Raw genomic sequence first — 19276 nt, forward strand, 5'->3', positions numbered from 1 at the left:
TGACTGCTTTTCTGTTTTTAATATCTACAAAAATAAAAAACTTATTTAGTTTTCTAAATTTTACCGTAATACATTGCTTTTACAATTCCGTCCGAAAGTCCAATTTTAGGTACGAAAATTTGTCTGGCTCCACTCCATTTCATGGCATTCAGATAAATACGTGTTGCCGGTACAATTACGTCAGCTCGGTCAGGGTTTAATCCTAATTGAGAAATTCTTTGCTCGTACGTCAACGAATTCAAATAGGCATATTGAGCGTTCATATAAATGTATGACAACGGCTTTTCCTGAATCTTGCCCGACATTTTGAAGAGTTTATTGATATTTCCTCCCGAACCTATCAAAGCAATTTCATCGTAATCGGCAGTAATGGTTTTAATCCATTTCTCAATTTCATTCCATACAACATCGCAAACCATCTCGTTCAATAATCGAACCGTACCCGCTTTGAAGGATCTTGAAGTAATCATTTTTCCATTTGAAAATAATGTAAACTCAGTACTACCACCTCCTACATCAACAAACAGATAAGTTTCGTCAGTTTTTAATAAATAGTGTAAATCTGTAGAAGCTATAATGGCAGCTTCTTTTTTTCCATCAATAATCTCGATCTTTATATCGGCTTTCTTTTTTATTAAAGCGACAACTTCTTTTGCATTATAAGCTTCGCGCATTGCTGATGTAGCAAATGCCATATAACGCTCTATTTTGTGAACTTTCATTAATAAATTGAACGCTTTCATGGCGTCAACCATTCGTTCGATATTTTCCTGGGAAATTTCCCCGACAGTAAAAGCATCTTGTCCTAAACGTATAGGTACACGTACCAATGAACTTTTATTGAATTGAGTTTCTTTTCCATCTTCTTCTACTATATTGGCAATTAATAGACGCATCGCATTCGATCCAATATCAATAGCGGCATATTTTTTAATTTTAATCATGTTCTCTCGGATACGATTTTATGTTTTAGAACAAATTTTTCTTGCTCTCTTTTTATTCTTCTTTTAATATTTCAATCGGTTCAACTTTACTTTGGTAGTACTTATACGTTTCTATTTGGGCTCTAAAAATAGGGTTATCTCCTCGGACTCTATACTTATTATCCAATTTATAAGAATGGAATCGTGCTTTTACATTTCCTTTCCAACCAATATTGAAATTTTCAATTAATTCATTTTTTATGTCTTCATCATAAATTGGACACGTCACTTCTACCCTTGCATCTAAGTTACGCGTCATAAAATCAGCGGAAGAAATATAGACTTCAGTAAATCCGGCATTACCGAAGATATAAACTCTAGAATGTTCCAAGAAATTATCGACTATACTTATGGCTTGGATATTTTCGCTCAAACCTTTTACTCCAGGTATCAACGAACAGATTCCCCTTACTTGTAATTGAATTTTCACACCAGCATTACTTGCCTCATATAATTTGTCAATCATTGGGATGTCTGACAAACTATTCATTTTTAATTTTATGTAGGTCTTTCTTCCCGCCAAAGAATGGGCGATTTCCCTATCAATCATTTTCACAAAACGATGTCTGGTATGTTGCGGTGAAACGATAAGATGTTTATAACGTTGTATTTTATAATTGATATCAAAAAAATCAAAAACTTTCGAAATGTCTTTCAAAATTTGTTGATGGTAAGTAAAAAGTGTTACATCTGTGTAAATCTTCGCAGTGCCTTCATTGAAATTTCCTGTGGAAATAAAGCCGTATCGCTTTACTTTACTTTTCTCCATTCTTTCAATTACACAAACTTTGCTGTGAACCTTCAATCCTTTTATCCCGAAAATAAGTTGGATTCCTTCCATCTGCATTTGTTCGGAATAAGAAATATTGGAGGCTTCATCGAATCGAGCTTGTAATTCTATTTGAACAATTACTTTCTTTCCATTCTTGGCCGCATTAATCAAAGAACTAATGATTTGAGAATTTTTGGCCAACCTGTATAAAGTAATTTTGATAGAGGTTACTTTTGGATCCAAAGCAGCTTCACGTAAAAATTTTATTAGGTAAGCAAAAGATTGATATGGAGCATTTAATAAATAATCTTTCTTTGCAATTTTTTCTAAAATACTACCTTCAAGACTTAATCCAGGTATTGGAAGAGGATCATTTTTTTTATACAATAAATCAAATCTGCCAAGGTTTGGAAAATTCATATAATCCCTTCTATTATGATACCTTCCTCCGGGAATTATACTGTCGGTAGAATCAATATTCATTTTATCTAAAAAGAATTTGAGGGTATCTTTTTCTATTTCCTGATCATAAATAAAACGAACCGGCTCCCCTATTCTTCTGTCCTTTACGCTTGATGAAATTTTTTCGAGCATACTTTTGCTCAAATCACTATCAATGTCCAATTGGGCATCTCGTGTAATTTTTATCATATGGGCTGAAACACTTTCGTAACTGAAAATATTAAAGATGTTACCCAAATTCATTCTGATGACATCATCAATCAAAATTACATACTGTTTTTCATCACTTGAAGGTAAAACCACAAAACGATTGACCATTTTGGGGATCTCAATCATAGCATAACGTACTTCCTGATTTTTTTTCATCACAAGTTTCACAGCCAAATATCCCAAAGAATCTTTTAAAACTGGAAATTCAGCTAAATCATTTAATATGATGGTAACTAATTCCGGGCTTAATTTTTGTATAAAAAAATCTTTTAGAAAAACTTCTTGTTCAGAATTAACCTCATTTTCATGAACTATAAAAATATTTTCGGTTTTTAATTTCTCTTCAATATTATTAAGAATCCTTAAACTTTCGGATTGCTGCTGGATAACAATATCAGTTATATCTTTAATTAATTGTTGTGCGGAAACCCCACCTAGATATTTCTCTCCCGAAATACCACTCAAACTCAAACGTCTGATAGCTGCAAATCGAACTCTAAAGAATTCATCTAAATTATTTGAAAAAATTCCTAAAAACCTTAACCTATCTAATAAAGGCACTGAATCATCACCTGCCTCTTGTAAAACTCGAGCATTAAAAGCCAACCAGCTTTTTTCTCTATCAATATATTTATGTTCAAACACGTTTATCTATTTTAAATCTCTGGGGAATAGCATTTTTTTTGTCTTGCCTTTATGGATATCGTCCCAACTTTCACAGTCAAATTCTATATGAACAAACCCTGCCGTTGGTACATTATCAATGTAAACATCTCCAAATTTATTAACAAAATTTGTAATAGCCTCGTTATGCCCAAATATAATTATGCTATCATAACCATTACTGTACGATTTAATAACTTTTTCTAATTTTCTTTCATCGAAAGTATACAGCTCGTCCTTATATATAATACTCTCCAGAGGAAAGTTTATATTCTGCGCAAAAATCAAGGCAGTTTCAACAGCTCTTTCGGCTGTACTGCTCCAAATACTGAAGGTTTTGGGCAAATATTTAATGGCGGTGGATGAAACCAAATGAGCGCTTTGCATTCCTTGTGAAGTTAATGGTCTGTCTTTATCATGCAAAGGTACTTCCCAACTAGACTTTGCATGTCGAATTAAAATCAAATTTTTCATACGTCACAACTATTTAATTTTTAAAGTAAACAATCTACAGCAACATAATTACATGAAAACAGCAAATAGGTAGTTGTATATGGATTAGAATCAATTATGAAATTGAATTACAAAATCATTAAGGGACTTACAATTTACAAAAAAGTTTATAACTTTTATTATATTTTTAGATGAGAGGATTATAAATTTTCAATATTCTTTTCAAAGGCCTGATGGTATGTAGTTCATAATTAGATAGTGGTAGGTGAATTATATACAATCAACCATTTTATTCAAATCTGTATTTTACATCATGAGCTATCAATAAATTATTGATTTATAGATATTTAATAGTATAGTGTTTTTTCTATATTTAAAAGTATTGGATTTTTTTATAGTAAAAAGAACTTTATATTAAACTATTCACACATTAATATGCTTTTTCTTAAATACAATTAAATTTAGTTGCCAATTTTACAAAGTTATTCGTTCCAAAAACGCACAACATATTTCACAAAAAATATATTTTCAAAGGTATTTTACTTATATTTTTAGCTCTTCAACGAGTATTTAGGCTATTCAAAGACAATCATATTGTATTATAAACATTCTTTATAAATTTGAACTATAGATAATTTATTTAGTTTTTTGACACCAAACAAAATGACTCAATAATTATTAGTTAACCTACTCAAGTTCTTTTTATTATATTTTTTTTGATTGTTTCTCAAATCTCAATCAAAATAAAATTTTAGAAAAACCAAGTTCGATTCATTGTCAACTGATAAGAATTTCAGTTTACAATTTTTGATAAAAAAAGAATATTAATTTGATATCAAACCCAAATCTGAATCAAATTAAATTATAAACAAACCTACTTTGATCCATTGTTGACTGATAATAATTTCAGTTAATAATTTTAAACAAAAATGAATTTTAATTTGATTTTAAACCCAAATCTGAATCAAACTAAAAGATTGTCTGTAAGACCTACTCCGATCCATTGTTAACTGATATTTCAGTTTTCAATTTTAGACAAAAATGAATTTTAATTTGATTTAATCCCAAATCGAATCAAACTAAAAGATTGTCTGTAAGACCTAGTGCAAGAATTATTTGTTGAGCTTTATTTAGATTATTCATTTATATAAAAAATTCAGTATGCGGAACTTTTATAAACACTAATCGTTTAATTAAAATTTAAGATTATGAAGCCTAAAACTACTTTAAACCTATTAAAAGATTTTTTTTCGGATATCATTCAAAAAACAATCCAGTTTTTACTTCCTTTTTTCGAAAAAAGAACATGGTCGGATACTTTAAAAATATCTAATATACTTTCAGTAGTATCCTATTCTTCTGTCACTTTTGCTAATGCTGTTTTTAAAATCACTACAATTAAAACAGATAAAAGCGAGAATATTAAAAGTGCTCCCCCTGAGGAAATGTATTATTATGCATTGCAAATTGCAAACTATTAATTCTTAACGACATACTCATTTTTTGAGCTTTCATTATAAATACTTTAAAGCAAGTATACATTTTACATGCTTTAATGTCAGACCCCTATTGAATTAAAATCAATAATACCGTCTTATAATACCTAGGTTATTAACCTTAAAAAAAATTAAAAATGAAAACAATTTTTACTTATTTAAACAAATTAACTCTATTTTTAATCTTTAGTTATTTCTGTATTTCAACAGCAGTAGCCCAAACAGCTCCTGTGGTTTTTCCATATAATGGTTTTGATATTGATGGTGATCTCAAAGCAAACACACCTACAACAAATGTTGGTGACTGGATACCTGGAACAGGCGGTTCTGGTCAAAATGTATTTAACCTTGATGGGACTGCTATAAATACAGCTACTACTTATAGATTTACTGATCTTTATAATTCCACTGGTGATAATACTTTTACCGGTGGTGGAAAATTTAATGATGACCCAAATACTTTGTGGAGTTGGACTAATAGTAAAGCCGGAGGAAAAGGGGATATTAACAATGTTTTGATTCATTTAGCATCCGACATTAGTAATAATCAATGGTTAATTATTGCAAGTGATAGGTTAGATAATACAGGAACAAGTTATATTGATTTTGAATTTTTTCAAAATACATTAACTGCCAATGCTGGTGGCAGTTTCACTTTGACGGGAGGAAGAACAGTTGGCGATATTTTGTTGTCAGTAGAATACTCAAATGGAGGTAGTATTGCAACTGTTAAATTTTATAAATGGAGCGGAACAGACTATGTATTGGTTGTAGATCCTTCTACAAATGCTTTTGGTCAAACAAATACAAATTTAGTAGATACATTTACTGGTGGTGCCTTTGGTTCTAGTCAATATTCTAATTATCAATTTGTTGAGGCAGCAATTAATATTAGTGCCTTTTTTGCAATTAATGACCCTTGTGCAGGAGCGCAATTTGGATCGGTTTTGATTAAAACAAAATCTTCAAATGCTTCTTCAGCATCTTTAAATGATTTTGCAGGTCCATATCCAGTGAAATTAGTTTTAGGAACTGCGAGCATAAGTTATGGCAACGGTAATTTTTGTAAAAATGAAGGGCTAGTTGATGTTACATTTAGCGGAGTTACAGGAGGAACTTATTCTGCCTCATCAAGTGGTTTAAGTATTAATCCAACTACAGGACAAATCAATGTTGCTGCTAGTACAGCAGGAACCTACACCGTAACTTATTCTTTCTCTACAGGAGGATGTCCAAAATCTGTTACTACACAAGTAAATATAAATTCTTTGCCAATTGCAAGCATAAATTCAGTGGTAAATGCTACTTGTAAAGGTGGGGCTTCCGGATCTGCAACAGCTTCTGCTACCGGAGGAACTCCAGGATATACTTATAGTTGGAACACAACTCCAGTTCAAAATACAGCAACTGCAACTGGATTGGCTGCAGGAACTTATACCGTAACAGTTACTGATTCCAAAGGATGTACTGATACTGAGCAAATCACTATTACTGAGCCTGCTGTTTTAGCAGCCTCTGTTGCAAAAACTAATGTGACTTGTAATGGAGCTAATGATGGTACAATTACAGTAACTGCTCCTACTGGTGGTTACGGTACTTATGAATATCGTCTCGATTCCGGTACCTGGCAAACAAGTGGTAATTTTGCAAATCTTGCTAATGCAACTTATAGCGTTCAAATTCGTGATGCTGCTAACGTTACTTGTATAATTACCTTAGGTAACCAAACAATTACTCAGCCAAATGCATTAAGTGCTACAGTTAATAAAACAAATGTAACTTGTAATAGTGCAAGTAACGGAACAATTACTATAACTAGCCCAACAGGTGGTTACGGAACTTATGAGTATCGTCTTGATTCTGGAGCTTGGCAAGCAAATGGTAACTTTACAGGTCTTGCTCCTGCTACTTACAGTGTTCAAATTCGTGATGCGGCCAATACTGCCTGTACAATTACTTTAGGAAGTCAAATAATTACTCAACCAGCAGTATTAAATGCTACAGTTGCAAAAACAAATGTGACTTGTAGCGGATCCAGCGACGGAACAATTACTGTGACTGTCCCAACAGGAGGCTACGGAACTTATGAATATCGTTTGGATTCTGGAACTTGGCAAACTAGCGGAAGTTTTATTGGTCTAGCTCCCGCAACTTACAGTGTGCAAATTCGTGATGCAGCAAATGTTACCTGTACAATTGCATTGGGTAATCAAACAATTACTCAACCGGCAGTATTAAATGCTACAGTTGCAAAAACAGATGTAACCTGTAATGGAGCCAATAACGGAACAATTACTGTGACTGTTCCTACTGGAGGATATGGTACTTATCAATATCGTTTGGATTCAGGAACTTGGCAAACAAGCGGTAATTTCACAGCTCTTGCGCCAGCAACTTACAGTGTTCAAATCCGTGATGCGGCCAATACTGCCTGTACAATTACTTTAGGAAGTCAAATAATTACTCAACCAGCAGTATTAAATGCAACAGTAGCAAAAACCGATGTTACTTGTAACGGAGCTAATAACGGAACAATTACTGTAAGCAGTCCGACTGGAGGATATGGTACTTACGAATATCGTTTGGGTTCTGGAACTTGGCAAGCAAGCGGAAGTTTTACAGCTCTTGCTCCTAATACATACAGTGTCCAAATTCGTGATGCGGCCAATACTGCCTGTACAATTACTTTAGGAAGTCAAATAATTACTCAACCAGCAGTATTAAATGCTACAGTTGCAAAAACAAATGTGACTTGTAGCGGATCCAGCGACGGAACAATTACTGTGACTGTCCCAACAGGAGGCTACGGAACTTATGAATATCGTTTGGATTCTGGAACTTGGCAAACTAGCGGAAGTTTTATTGGTCTAGCTCCCGCAACTTACAGTGTGCAAATTCGTGATGCAGCAAATGTTACCTGTACAATTGCATTGGGTAATCAAACAATTACTCAACCGGCAGTATTAAATGCTACAGTTGCAAAAACAGATGTAACCTGTAATGGAGCCAATAACGGAACAATTACTGTGACTGTTCCTACTGGAGGATATGGTACTTATCAATATCGTTTGGATTCAGGAACTTGGCAAGTCAGTGGAAACTTTACTGGCTTAGCTCCTGCAACTTACAGTGTGCAAATTCGTGATGCTGCAAATACTGCTTGTACAATTACTTTAGGTAACCAAACAATTACTCAACCAGCAGTATTAAATGCTTCAGTAGCAAAAACAGATGTTACTTGTAACGGAGCCAATAACGGAACAATTACAGTAACAAGCCCAACTGGAGGTTACGGAACTTATCAATATCGTCTAAATTCAGGGACTTGGCAATCAAGTGGTACTTTTACAGGACTTGCTCCAAATATATACAGTGTACAAATTCGTGATGCAGCAAATACTGCCTGTACAATTACTTTGGGTAACCAAACAATTACTCAACCGGCAGTTTTAAGTGCTACTGTTGCCAAAACAAATGTTACTTGTAATGCTGCTAATGATGGTACAATTACAGTAAGCGATCCAACTGGTGGTTATGGCACTTTTGAATACCGTCTTGGTTCAGGGACATGGCAAACAAGTGGAAACTTTACCGGTCTTGCACCAGCAACTTACAGTGTTCAAATTCGTGATGCTGCAAATGTTACCTGTACAATTGCATTAGGTAACCAGACAATTACTCAACCAGCAGTGTTAAATGCTTCAGTGGCCAAAACAAATGTTACTTGTAACGAAGCTAATAACGGAACTATTACTGTAACAAGCCCAACTGGAGGTTACGGAACTTATGAATATCGTTTAGATTCTGGAGCTTGGCAAGCGAGCGGAAGCTTTACAGGTCTTGCACCAGCAACTTACAGTGTTCAGATTCGTGATGCAGCTAATGTTGGCTGTACAATTACACTAGGCAGTCAAACAATTACGCAACCAAATGTATTAAGTGCTACAGTCGCTAAAACTGATGTTACTTGCAACGGTGCTAATAACGGAACAATTACTGTATCTGCTCCAACTGGAGGTTATGGTACTTATCAATATCGTCTAAATTCAGGAACTTGGCAATCAAGTGGTAATTTTACCGGACTTGCACCAAATACTTACAGTGTCCAAATTCGTGATGCAGCTAATGTTGGCTGTACAATTACACTAGGCAGTCAAACAATTACGCAACCAAATGTATTAAGTGCTACAGTCGCTAAAACTGATGTTACTTGCAACGGTGCTAATAACGGAACAATTACTGTATCTGCTCCAACTGGAGGTTATGGTACTTATCAATATCGTCTAAATTCAGGAACTTGGCAATCAAGTGGTAATTTTACCGGACTTGCACCAAATACTTACAGTGTCCAAATTCGTGATGCAGCAAATATCGCCTGTACAATTGTTTTGGGTGACCAAATAATAACTCAACCTAATGTACTTGCTGCAACAGTTGCAAAAACAAATGTTACCTGTAATGCTGCTAATGATGGTACAATTACAGTAACTAATCCAACTGGTGGTTATGGTACTTTTGAATATCGTCTTGGTTCAGGAACTTGGCAAACTAGCGGAAGTTTTACCGGTCTTGCACCAGCAACTTACAGTGTACAAATTCGTGATGCTGCAAATGTTACTTGTACAATTACATTAGGTAATCAAGTAATTACTCAACCAAATGTATTAGCTGCAACAGTGTCTAAAACAAATGTTACTTGTAACAGTGCCAATGACGGTACAATTACTGTGACAAGCCCTACTGGAGGTTATGGAACTTATGAATACAGACTTGGTTCAGGAGCTTGGCAAACAAGTGGAAACTTTACCGGTCTTGCACCAGCAACTTACAGTGTTCAAATTCGTGATGCAGCAAATGTTGGCTGCACAATTACTTTAGGAAACCAAATAATTACTCAACCTAACACTTTAAGCGCTTCAGTTGCAAAAACAGATGTAACTTGTAACGGAGCCAACAATGGAATAATAACTGTATCTGCTCCAATTGGAGGTTATGGAACTTATGAGTATCGTTTAAATACTGGAACTTGGCAATCAAGTGGTAACTTTATAAGTCTTGCACCTGCAACCTACAGTGTTCAGATTCGTGATGCGGCAAATATTGCTTGTACAATTACATTGGGTAACCAAATAATCAGCCAACCAGCAGTTTTATCTTGCTCAATAACTCCAAATAAACCAGTTTCTTCTAATGGTTTGAGTGATGGACAAGCAACAGTTACTCCTGTTGGTGGAAATGGAGGTTATACTTACTTATGGGATAACGGAGAAACTACAGCAAAAGCAGTACAGCTTAATGAAGGACTTCATACAGTAACTGTAACCGACTCAAAAGGATGTACTACTACATGCAGCATTACAGTTACACAACCTGAAGTATTATCTTGTAATGTTGTTCAAGACTCTCCTGTAAAATGTTTTGGTGATAGTAACGGTACCGCTACTGTTACTGCTCATGGAGGTAATTTTGGTTACACTTACTTATGGGATAATGGAGAAACTACAGCAAAAGCATTAGCTTTAAATGTAGGTTTACACACTGTTACTGTTACCGATGCACTAGGATATAAAACAACTTGTACTGTAACTATTGAACAACCAGCAGCAGCTTTAAGCGCTACGGCAGTAATTGTTAATAACAATAATTGTACTTCTTGTCATAATGGTTCTATTAATCTAACAGTAACCGGGGGAACAACACCTTACACTTTCCTATGGTCAAATCAAGCAATAACAGAAGATTTATCAAACTTGACAAATGGAACTTATAGCGTGGAGATCACTGACGCCAGAGGTTGTAAAGCAAATTATACATTTACCATTTCTGAGTCAAGTATAAATGTTACCAAAGATGGTAGTTATGTAGATAATAATCATGATGGAATTACCAATGTAGGCGATCTTGTTACTTATAATTTTGTTGTAAAAAATACAGGAACTGTAGATCTTACTAACGTAACAATTACAGATAATAATGCCTCGATTACTGGTGGGCCAATCGCTCTTCTTGCTGCCGGTGCTACAGATTCAAATACATTCTCTGGTTCTCATATTATAACTCAAGCAGATATAAATACCGGATTTGTATATAACTTGGCATTAGCTACAGCTAAAGATCCTGAAAATAAAACAGTAACAGATAATTCTTCTGACCCTACTCCTTGTACTACTTGTCCAATTAAAGAGGATTGTCCTGATTGCACCATTACGGAACTTAATCAATCTCCAAGTATCAATGTTACTAAAGATGGTACATATGTGGATAGCAATAATGATGGAATTACTAATGTAGGAGATGTGGTAACTTATAATTTTGTAGTTAAAAATACCGGAAACGTAACATTAACTAATGTAACAATAACAGATAATAATGCGGTCATCTCTGGTGGACCAATTGCTACGCTTGCTGTTGGGGCAACTGATTCAACTACATTCAGCGGTTCACACGCAATCACTCAAGATGATATTGATGCTGGGTTAGTATACAACTTGGCGACTGTTGTTGCTAAAGACCCTAAAAACAATTCAGTTACAGATACATCTTCAGATCCAACACCTTGTACTACTTGTCCAATCAAACCAGATTGTCCAGATTGTACAATCACTCCTTTGACCCAAACACCGAAAATTGTTTTAGTTAAAAACAATAACATTACAGTTGGAGAAAATGGATGTGCTACTTTAAAAGTAGGTGACATGGTAACTTATACTTTCACTGTAACTAATCCCGGTAATGTAAGTTTACACAATATAAGTGTTGTCGATCCTCATCTTGGTTTATCCGCAATTGCATTAGAAAGTGGTGATAGTAATACTAATAATATTTTAGAACTTAACGAAACTTGGGTTTATAAAGCAACCTATACTGTGACTCAATCTGATATTGATAATGGTAAAATTACCAATCAAGCTTCGGTTAGTGGTACATCGCCTAAAGACATAATAGTAACTGACCAATCCGGAAATACTTCAACTGACAATAATCCTAATGTCATTACTATTTGTACTAATTCTGGTATAGCTTTAGTTAAAAACTATAACATTACAGTTGGAGAAAATGGATGTGCTGCTCTAAAAGTAGGCGACGTAGTAACTTATACTTTCGCTGTAACTAATCCCGGCAATGTGAGTTTGCACAATATTACTGTAAACGACCCTCATGCAGGCTTATCTGCTATTGCTTTAGAAAGTGGTGATAGTAATACTAACAATATTCTTGAAGTTAATGAAACTTGGATTTATAAAGCAACCTATACTGTAGCGCAAGCTGATATTGATGCTGGTAAAATCACTAATCAAGCTTCAGCTAATGGTAAAGCTCCTGATGAAAGTATAGTAACAGATCAATCAGGTAATACTTCAACTGACAATAATCCTAATGTCATTACTATTTGTACTAATCCTGGTATAGCTTTAGTCAAAACCAATAACATTACAGTTGGAGAAAATGGATGTGCTACTTTAAAAGTTGGAGACGTGGTAACTTATACTTTCACTGTAACTAATCCTGGTAATGTGAGTTTGCATAATATAATCCTTGCAGATCCTCATCCTGGCTTATCTGCTATAGCATTAGAAAGTGGTGATAGTAATACTAACAGTATTTTGGAAGTTGGCGAAACTTGGATTTATAAAGCAACCTACACCGTAACCCAGGCCGATATTGATAATGGCAAAATTACCAATCAAGCTTTGGTTAATGGAAAAGCTCCTAATGAAACAATAGTAACAGATCAATCTGGTAATACTTCAACTGATAATAATCCTAATGTAATTACTATTTGTACTAATCCTGGTATAGCTTTAGTTAAAACCAATAACATTACAGTTGGAGAAAATGGATGTGCTACTTTAAAAGTAGGTGACGTGGTAACTTATACTTTCACTGTAACTAATCCTGGCAATGTAAGTTTACATAATATAATCCTTACTGACCCTCATCCTGGCTTATCTGCTATAGCATTAGAAAGTGGTGATAGTAATACTAACAGTATTTTAGAAGTTAGCGAAACTTGGGTTTATAAAGCAACTTACACTGTAACCCAAGCCGATATTGATAACGGAAAAATTATCAATCAAGCTTCAATAAATGGTAAAGCTCCTAATGAAACAATAGTAAAAGATGAATCGGGTAATACACCAAGTAATAATGATCCTAATGTAATTGTTTTTTGTATTAATCCTGGTTTAACCGTTGTAAAAACTGCTACCACTAATAGTTTTAGTGTTGTTGGTGATATTATTCATTATACTATAACAGTCAAAAATACTGGAAATACAACGTTGAATCAAATAACTGTAAAAGATCCTCTTACTGGATTAAATACTGTTATTGCAACTTTAGCTCCTGGTGGAAGTTCTGATTATACACAAAGTTATACAGTAACTCAAGACGACTTGAACAAAGGTTCTGTTACCAATGTTGCTAAAGCCGATGGATTTACACCAGATGGTACTCCAATTAGTGGTACTGATGATGAAATAGTTAATGAAAAAGCGAATGTAATTGATGCTGTCGATGATAATGCAGGAACTGTTGTAGGTGTAAATGTAATTACTCCAAACGTTATCAATATATTTAAAAATGATACTCTAAATGGATTAGCTGTAAACCCAGCAGATCTAATTTTAACAACAGTAACAGCAAATCCTTTCTTGCAGATGAATGCTGACGGTTCAATAGATGTATTACCAAGTGCTCCTGTAGGAACACAAACTTTGGTGTACCAAATTTGTGAAAAAGCAAACAACACCAATTGTGATTCTGCAACAGTAACAGTAAACATTGAGGCTCCAAGTATGACAGTAAGTGGACAAGGTATTTGTATCAATGATGTTCCTTACTTCAGTTATACTACAACTGCCAATAACTTTACTCCGCTAAATGGATTAACAATTACTTGGAAAGACAAAAATGGTAATGTTGTTGCTACAATGAACAATTTACCACTAAACGGAAAAGTATTGTGGCCAGGAGCTGTGGTAGATCAAAATGGTAACGGAATCGATTGGCCAGGTTGGTTATTATTGCCAAACGGAAAATGGATAGAAGGTGCTGATGGTTTTGAAGGTCTCCGACCAACAGCTTCGGTAACATTAACAATGAATCCTAGTGAAACACTTGTGATAAATTATCCACCATCTGATCCTTTTTGTACTTCAAGACCAACATTCAAAATTGATGCGGTTGATGATACTGCCAGCACACTTGAAGGTCTAAAAGGAGTGAAAAACGTAGTTGATGTGTTTAAAAATGATACTTTAAATACTGTAGCGTTAAACCCTGCAGATGTGACTCTAACAGTTTTGACTCCTGATCCAAAAGGTGGAATAACTTTAAATGCTGATGGTACTGTAGATGTAAAAGCGAATACTCCTACCGGAACTTATACTTTGACATATCAAATATGTGAAAAAGCAGATGCCGGCAACTGTGATTCTGCGATTGTAACTGTGAATGTTACCAATATTCCTTTACCAATTATTGCTAATCCAGACATATATAGTGTAACTCAATGTTCATTTGGTGACGCGATCCGTAATGCATTAAGCAATGACTTATTGAATGGTGTAACACCAAGCTTGGCTGATTTTAAATTCAAATTATTATCAGTCGCTGGACAAAACATCCAAGTTGATAATAATGGTAATGTATCATTTTCAAATGGTGTAGCTGCAGGTCAATTTGTTCTTAATTATCAAGTTTGTGAAACTGCAAACCCAACAAATTGTTCTACTTCAACGATTACAATCAATATTGCTGGCATTGAACCTGTAACAATAACTGGAGCATCATACTGTAACGCCGATACAACTCCTGTTGATTTGAATAGTTTATTACCTCAAGGAACACCATTAACTGGAACATGGGTAGATACCGAAAATACAGGAGGCTTGACTGGCAGCACTTTAAATGCTCTAGGTATACCAATTGGAACATACAAATATGAATATAAAATTGCAGGAGATTGTCCAAGAAGTATATTCCTAACATTATCTATAAATGATGATTGTAAAGTGTTACCATGTAGAACTATTGTTGTACACAATGCTTTATCTTCTACTGAAGACGGACGTAATGATTACTTCCAAATTGAAGGAATAGAAGACAATGCTTGTTATAAAAACATCAGAGTTGAAATTTACAATCGTTGGGGAGTTTTAGTTTTCGAAAAAGACAACTATAACAATGAAGGAAATGCATTTAGAGGAAAATCTGAAGGTAGAACAACAATCAATAAAAATGAAGGTTTACCAACAGGAACATACTTCTATATATTAAGCTATGATTCTGATGATAATCTTGGTAATAAAGTTAGAATCAAAAAAGATGGTTTCCTCTATTTAGTAAAATAGAATTAGTCCAAAAAATACTCTGAGGAAAAGTCCTCAGAGTGTTTTACGGTCTTTGATTGAAAACTAAACATTAGTAAAAATAAATCCTCAAACCTTATGCTATTTACAAATAGCCAATTTAAACCAACAAATCGCACACTATGAAAACAAAATTATTTTCACTCGTTTTGATGTTGACAGTTATTGTAGGTTATGCGCAACAAGATGCGCAATATACCCAATATATGTACAACACAATAAATGTAAACCCTGCGTATGCCGGTTCGAGAGGTGCTCTAAGCTTATTTGCTTTGCACCGTGCACAATGGGTTGGCCTTGATGGCGCTCCTGTGACGAACTCATTCTCAGTAAATACACCTTTTAATAACAGTAATTTAGGATTGGGTGTTTCGATTGTAAACGATGAAATTGGCCCGTCTACCTCTAATTCACTATCTGCTGATATATCGTACACTATTCCAATGTCGGAAACATTGAAATTGTCCTTTGGGGTCAAAGGAACTGCTAATCTGTTCAATATTGACGTAACTAAATTAAATCCTGGTGATCAAACAGATCCTCAATTTCAAAATTTCAAGAATGAATTCAATCCAAATATCGGAGCTGGTCTTTACTTGCATTCTGATAAAGGTTATGTTGGACTTTCTGTTCCAAATTTTTTAGAAATGAATGCATATAATGACAATGAAGTAGCCATTTATAAAGAAAAAATGAATTTCTATTTGATTGGAGGTTATGTGTTTGATTTAAGTCCAAGCGTAAGATTCAAACCTGCATTTATGACCAAAGCGGTAGAAGGATCTCCTCTGCAAGTCGATGTTTCAGCAAATTTCCTTCTTATTGATAAGCTAGTTTTAGGACTTGCTTACAGATGGAGTGCATCGGTTAGTGCCATGGCCGGTTTCCAAATTTCAGATGCTTTCTATGTAGGTTATAGTTATGATTTTGAAACTACTGAGCTAGACAAATATAATTCAGGTTCACATGAGATATTCTTACGCTATGAAATATTCAAGAAAAATAACAAAATGATAACACCTAGATTCTTCTAATGGTATTTTAATAAAAAATATCTGTGTTTTAACAAATTTGAGGAATTAAATCTATTTTTATGTATATGAAAAAAGCTTTTAGAACTTTTAAAAATAAATATCATGAAAAATTCGATATTCCTACATATAACAATTATCTGTTTCTTTTCTTTTGCAGCTTGGAGCCAAAAAAAGACTATTGTTTCGAATGAAAAGAAATCGGATAAATCAAAAACTGACACAGCTATTGCAAATAGTCGAATTGTAAATACAACACGAAAAGTAAAGTATTATCATGTAGAAGAAATCACTCCTTTAAAATTTGGTGGTTACAGAACGATTTATGATGTTAAAGATGCCAAATTAATCAGGACTTATGATTTAGGACCTAATAATAGAAGAATTGTTACACCTGTATACGAAGATGAAGTACAAGTCGAACAACAAGTTCCAAGCTTAAAAGCAGATACCTTGAAGAAGATTCCTTCGGCTGAAATATCGATTTCTGATAAAGCCAAAAGAACAAATTCTGTTGCCTACATTGATATTATAAAAACTTATGAAAGAGTTTCAGACAAAGGTTTTGAATCTGTAGATATGTTAAAGAAAGTAGCTGATTCATATTTTTTTAGTGACGAACTAGAAAAAGCTGAAAAATGTTATACGAAATTGTTCAATTTGACATCCGACTTACCACCGGAATATTACTATCGCTATTCAATTTCTTTAAGAGCGATGGGGAAAAAAGAACAGGCCGATGAATTTTTGAAAAAATTCAATCAATTATCTACTAACAAGACTAGTAAATAATGCCAATATGATCAAAACGAAAATTATGGATATCTAAAAATAATTATTATGAAAAACATTACAGTACTTTACCTAACGATACTTAATCTTTTTTCATTGTGCATTTATGCGCAACAAGCAAAAGTATCGAGAGCTGATAAAAAATATGACAATTACGCCTATATTGATGCTATTAAAACCTACGAAAGAATAGCCGAAAAAGGGTATCAATCACCTGAAATGTTTCAAAAATTAGGGAATGCATATTTTTTTAATTCTGAATTAGATAAGGCGGCAAAATGGTACGACCAATTATTTGCTTTAACAACAGATGTTGACCCAGTCTACTATTATAGATATGCCTACTGCCTTAGATCTACCGGTGATATTAAAAAAGCAGATGAAATGCTCAAAACATATAATGAAAAAACTGGAAACACCGGAAAAGGAATACAATATTCCAAAGAAGTGAATTATATGGATAAAATTAAAGCCAATTCGGGAAGATATAAAATAAAAAACGCGGGTATTAATTCTAAATATTCTGATTACGGAAGCTCCTTCTACAATGATAAACTTGTTTTTACATCAGCCAGAGATACTGGAAGCTTGGGGCAAAGAAAACATTCCTGGACCAATCAATATTTTACAAACTTATATCAAGCAAATTTATCCAGCGATTCATTAATTCCAGCGATGCCTGTTAAATTTTCAAAAAGTGTACGGTCAAAATTTCATGAAGCTAGTGCCATTTTTACAAAAGATGGTAAAACGATGTATTTTACGAGAAATAATTATTTGGAAGGAAAAAAAGGAAAAGATGGTGATAGAGTTACTTTAGTTAAAATATACAAAGCTACTTTTGGAAAAGAAGATTGGGAAAATGTAACCGAATTGCCATTTAACAGTAATAATTATAGTACTGCACATCCAGCGCTTAGCCCTGATGAAAAAACATTATATTTTGTTTCTGATATGCCAGGAACTTTGGGTGAGTCTGATATTTTCAAAGTAAATATCAACGCAGATGGCACTTACGGAAATCCTCAAAATTTAGGAAGTCTGATCAATACACCAGGAAAAGAAACATTCCCATTTGTTAGTGATGATAATGAACTGTATTTTTCTTCCGATACACAACCTGGAATTGGTGGCCTAGATATATTTGTTTCTAAAATTAATGAGGACGGAACTATTGACGAAGTCCAAAACGTAGGAACTGATGCCAATTCACCACAAGATGATTTTGCATATATAATAAATTCCAAAAATCGAATCGGGTTTCTTTCATCCAATAGACCCGGAGGAAAAGGTTATGATGATGTTTACCAATTTTTGGAAACCAAAAGACTGATTCCTAAATGTAAAGCTGAATTAAGTGGTACTGTTTCAGAATTAGCTACTGGAGAAAATTTACCAAATTCGAAAATAACCCTTTTTGATGAAATGCATAAAGAAATTAAAAGTACTGAAACAGACGATAAGGGAAATTATATGTTTAAAGGTTTGGAAATTGATAAAACATACAGCGTAAGAGCTGAAAAAGAAGATTATTCCACTACCGAAAAAACAATCTCAATAGGTCCTGAAGATTGTAAAAATGATTTGGATCTTGGTTTTGAAAAAAAATTGTGTAAAGTTGCTGTGGGTGACGATTTAGGTAAATGCTTCGGAATTAAATGGATATACTTTGATTTTGACAAAGCTATTATCAGAGATGTTGCAACTTTAGATTTAGCAAAAATATTAGATGTTATGGGGCAATATCCAAATATGAAAATTGATATCCGTTCTCATACCGATAGCCGAGGTTCTTATAAATACAATGAAGGATTATCTGGCAGAAGAGCAAAAGCGACTAAAGACTGGTTGATCAAAAATGGTATTGCTCCAGACAGATTATTAAGCAAAGGGTATGGAGAGACAAAATTAGTCAACCGTTGTTCTGATGGAGTACAATGTACAGAAGATGAACATCAACAAAATAGACGAAGCGAATTTATCATAACCGCTCTATAAATTAAAAATCATATTTAATTAAAACAAAAAAAACTACCGTAAC

The 19276-nt window shown here is 34.0% G+C and carries 8 protein-coding genes; 5 read left to right on the top strand and 3 right to left on the bottom strand.

The annotated features are described in order from the left end of the window. Positions 1-53: 53 nt before the first annotated feature. The 3 genes from OZP12_RS12115 to OZP12_RS12125 are packed head-to-tail and all read right to left on the bottom strand — an operon-like array spanning position 54 to position 3564. The gene (locus tag OZP12_RS12115) at positions 54-944 is read right to left on the bottom strand and encodes a Ppx/GppA phosphatase family protein (protein WP_281225255.1); all 891 of its coding nucleotides are present in this window, start codon (positions 942-944) and stop codon (positions 54-56) included. A gap of 52 nt (positions 945-996) precedes the next feature. Continuing rightward, complete coding sequence (gene ppk1, locus OZP12_RS12120) at positions 997-3072, bottom strand: polyphosphate kinase 1 (protein ID WP_281225256.1); 2076 nt, start codon at positions 3070-3072, stop codon at positions 997-999. Between the two features lie 6 nt (positions 3073-3078). Continuing rightward, positions 3079-3564, bottom strand: coding sequence for a SixA phosphatase family protein (locus OZP12_RS12125; protein ID WP_281225257.1), 486 nt, complete (start codon positions 3562-3564; stop codon positions 3079-3081). A 1187-nt stretch (positions 3565-4751) separates the two neighbouring features. Between OZP12_RS12125 and OZP12_RS12130 the strand changes: the two genes are divergently transcribed. From OZP12_RS12130 to OZP12_RS12150, 5 genes are all read left to right on the top strand, one after another. Beyond that, the gene (locus OZP12_RS12130) at positions 4752-5024 is read left to right on the top strand and encodes a hypothetical protein (protein ID WP_281225258.1); all 273 of its coding nucleotides are present in this window, start codon (positions 4752-4754) and stop codon (positions 5022-5024) included. 152 nt (positions 5025-5176) lie between these two features. Beyond that, positions 5177-15394: a DUF7507 domain-containing protein gene (locus OZP12_RS12135; RefSeq protein ID WP_281225259.1), complete on the top strand. Its 10218-nt coding sequence runs from the start codon at positions 5177-5179 to the stop codon at positions 15392-15394. Positions 15395-15534: 140 nt separating this feature from the next. Continuing rightward, a complete protein-coding gene (locus OZP12_RS12140; protein ID WP_281225260.1) occupies positions 15535-16446 on the top strand; it encodes a PorP/SprF family type IX secretion system membrane protein in 912 nt (303 codons plus the stop codon). Positions 16447-16548: 102 nt separating this feature from the next. Next, on the top strand, positions 16549-17235 hold the full coding sequence (locus OZP12_RS12145) for a tetratricopeptide repeat protein (RefSeq protein ID WP_281225262.1): 687 nt from the start codon (positions 16549-16551) through the stop codon (positions 17233-17235). 48 nt (positions 17236-17283) lie between these two features. Then, positions 17284-19233, top strand: coding sequence for an OmpA family protein (locus OZP12_RS12150; RefSeq protein ID WP_281225263.1), 1950 nt, complete (start codon positions 17284-17286; stop codon positions 19231-19233). Positions 19234-19276: the final 43 nt, after the last annotated feature.

The sequence above is a fragment of the Flavobacterium aquiphilum genome, from assembly GCF_027111335.1.
In the GTDB taxonomy this organism is placed as follows: domain Bacteria; phylum Bacteroidota; class Bacteroidia; order Flavobacteriales; family Flavobacteriaceae; genus Flavobacterium; species Flavobacterium aquiphilum.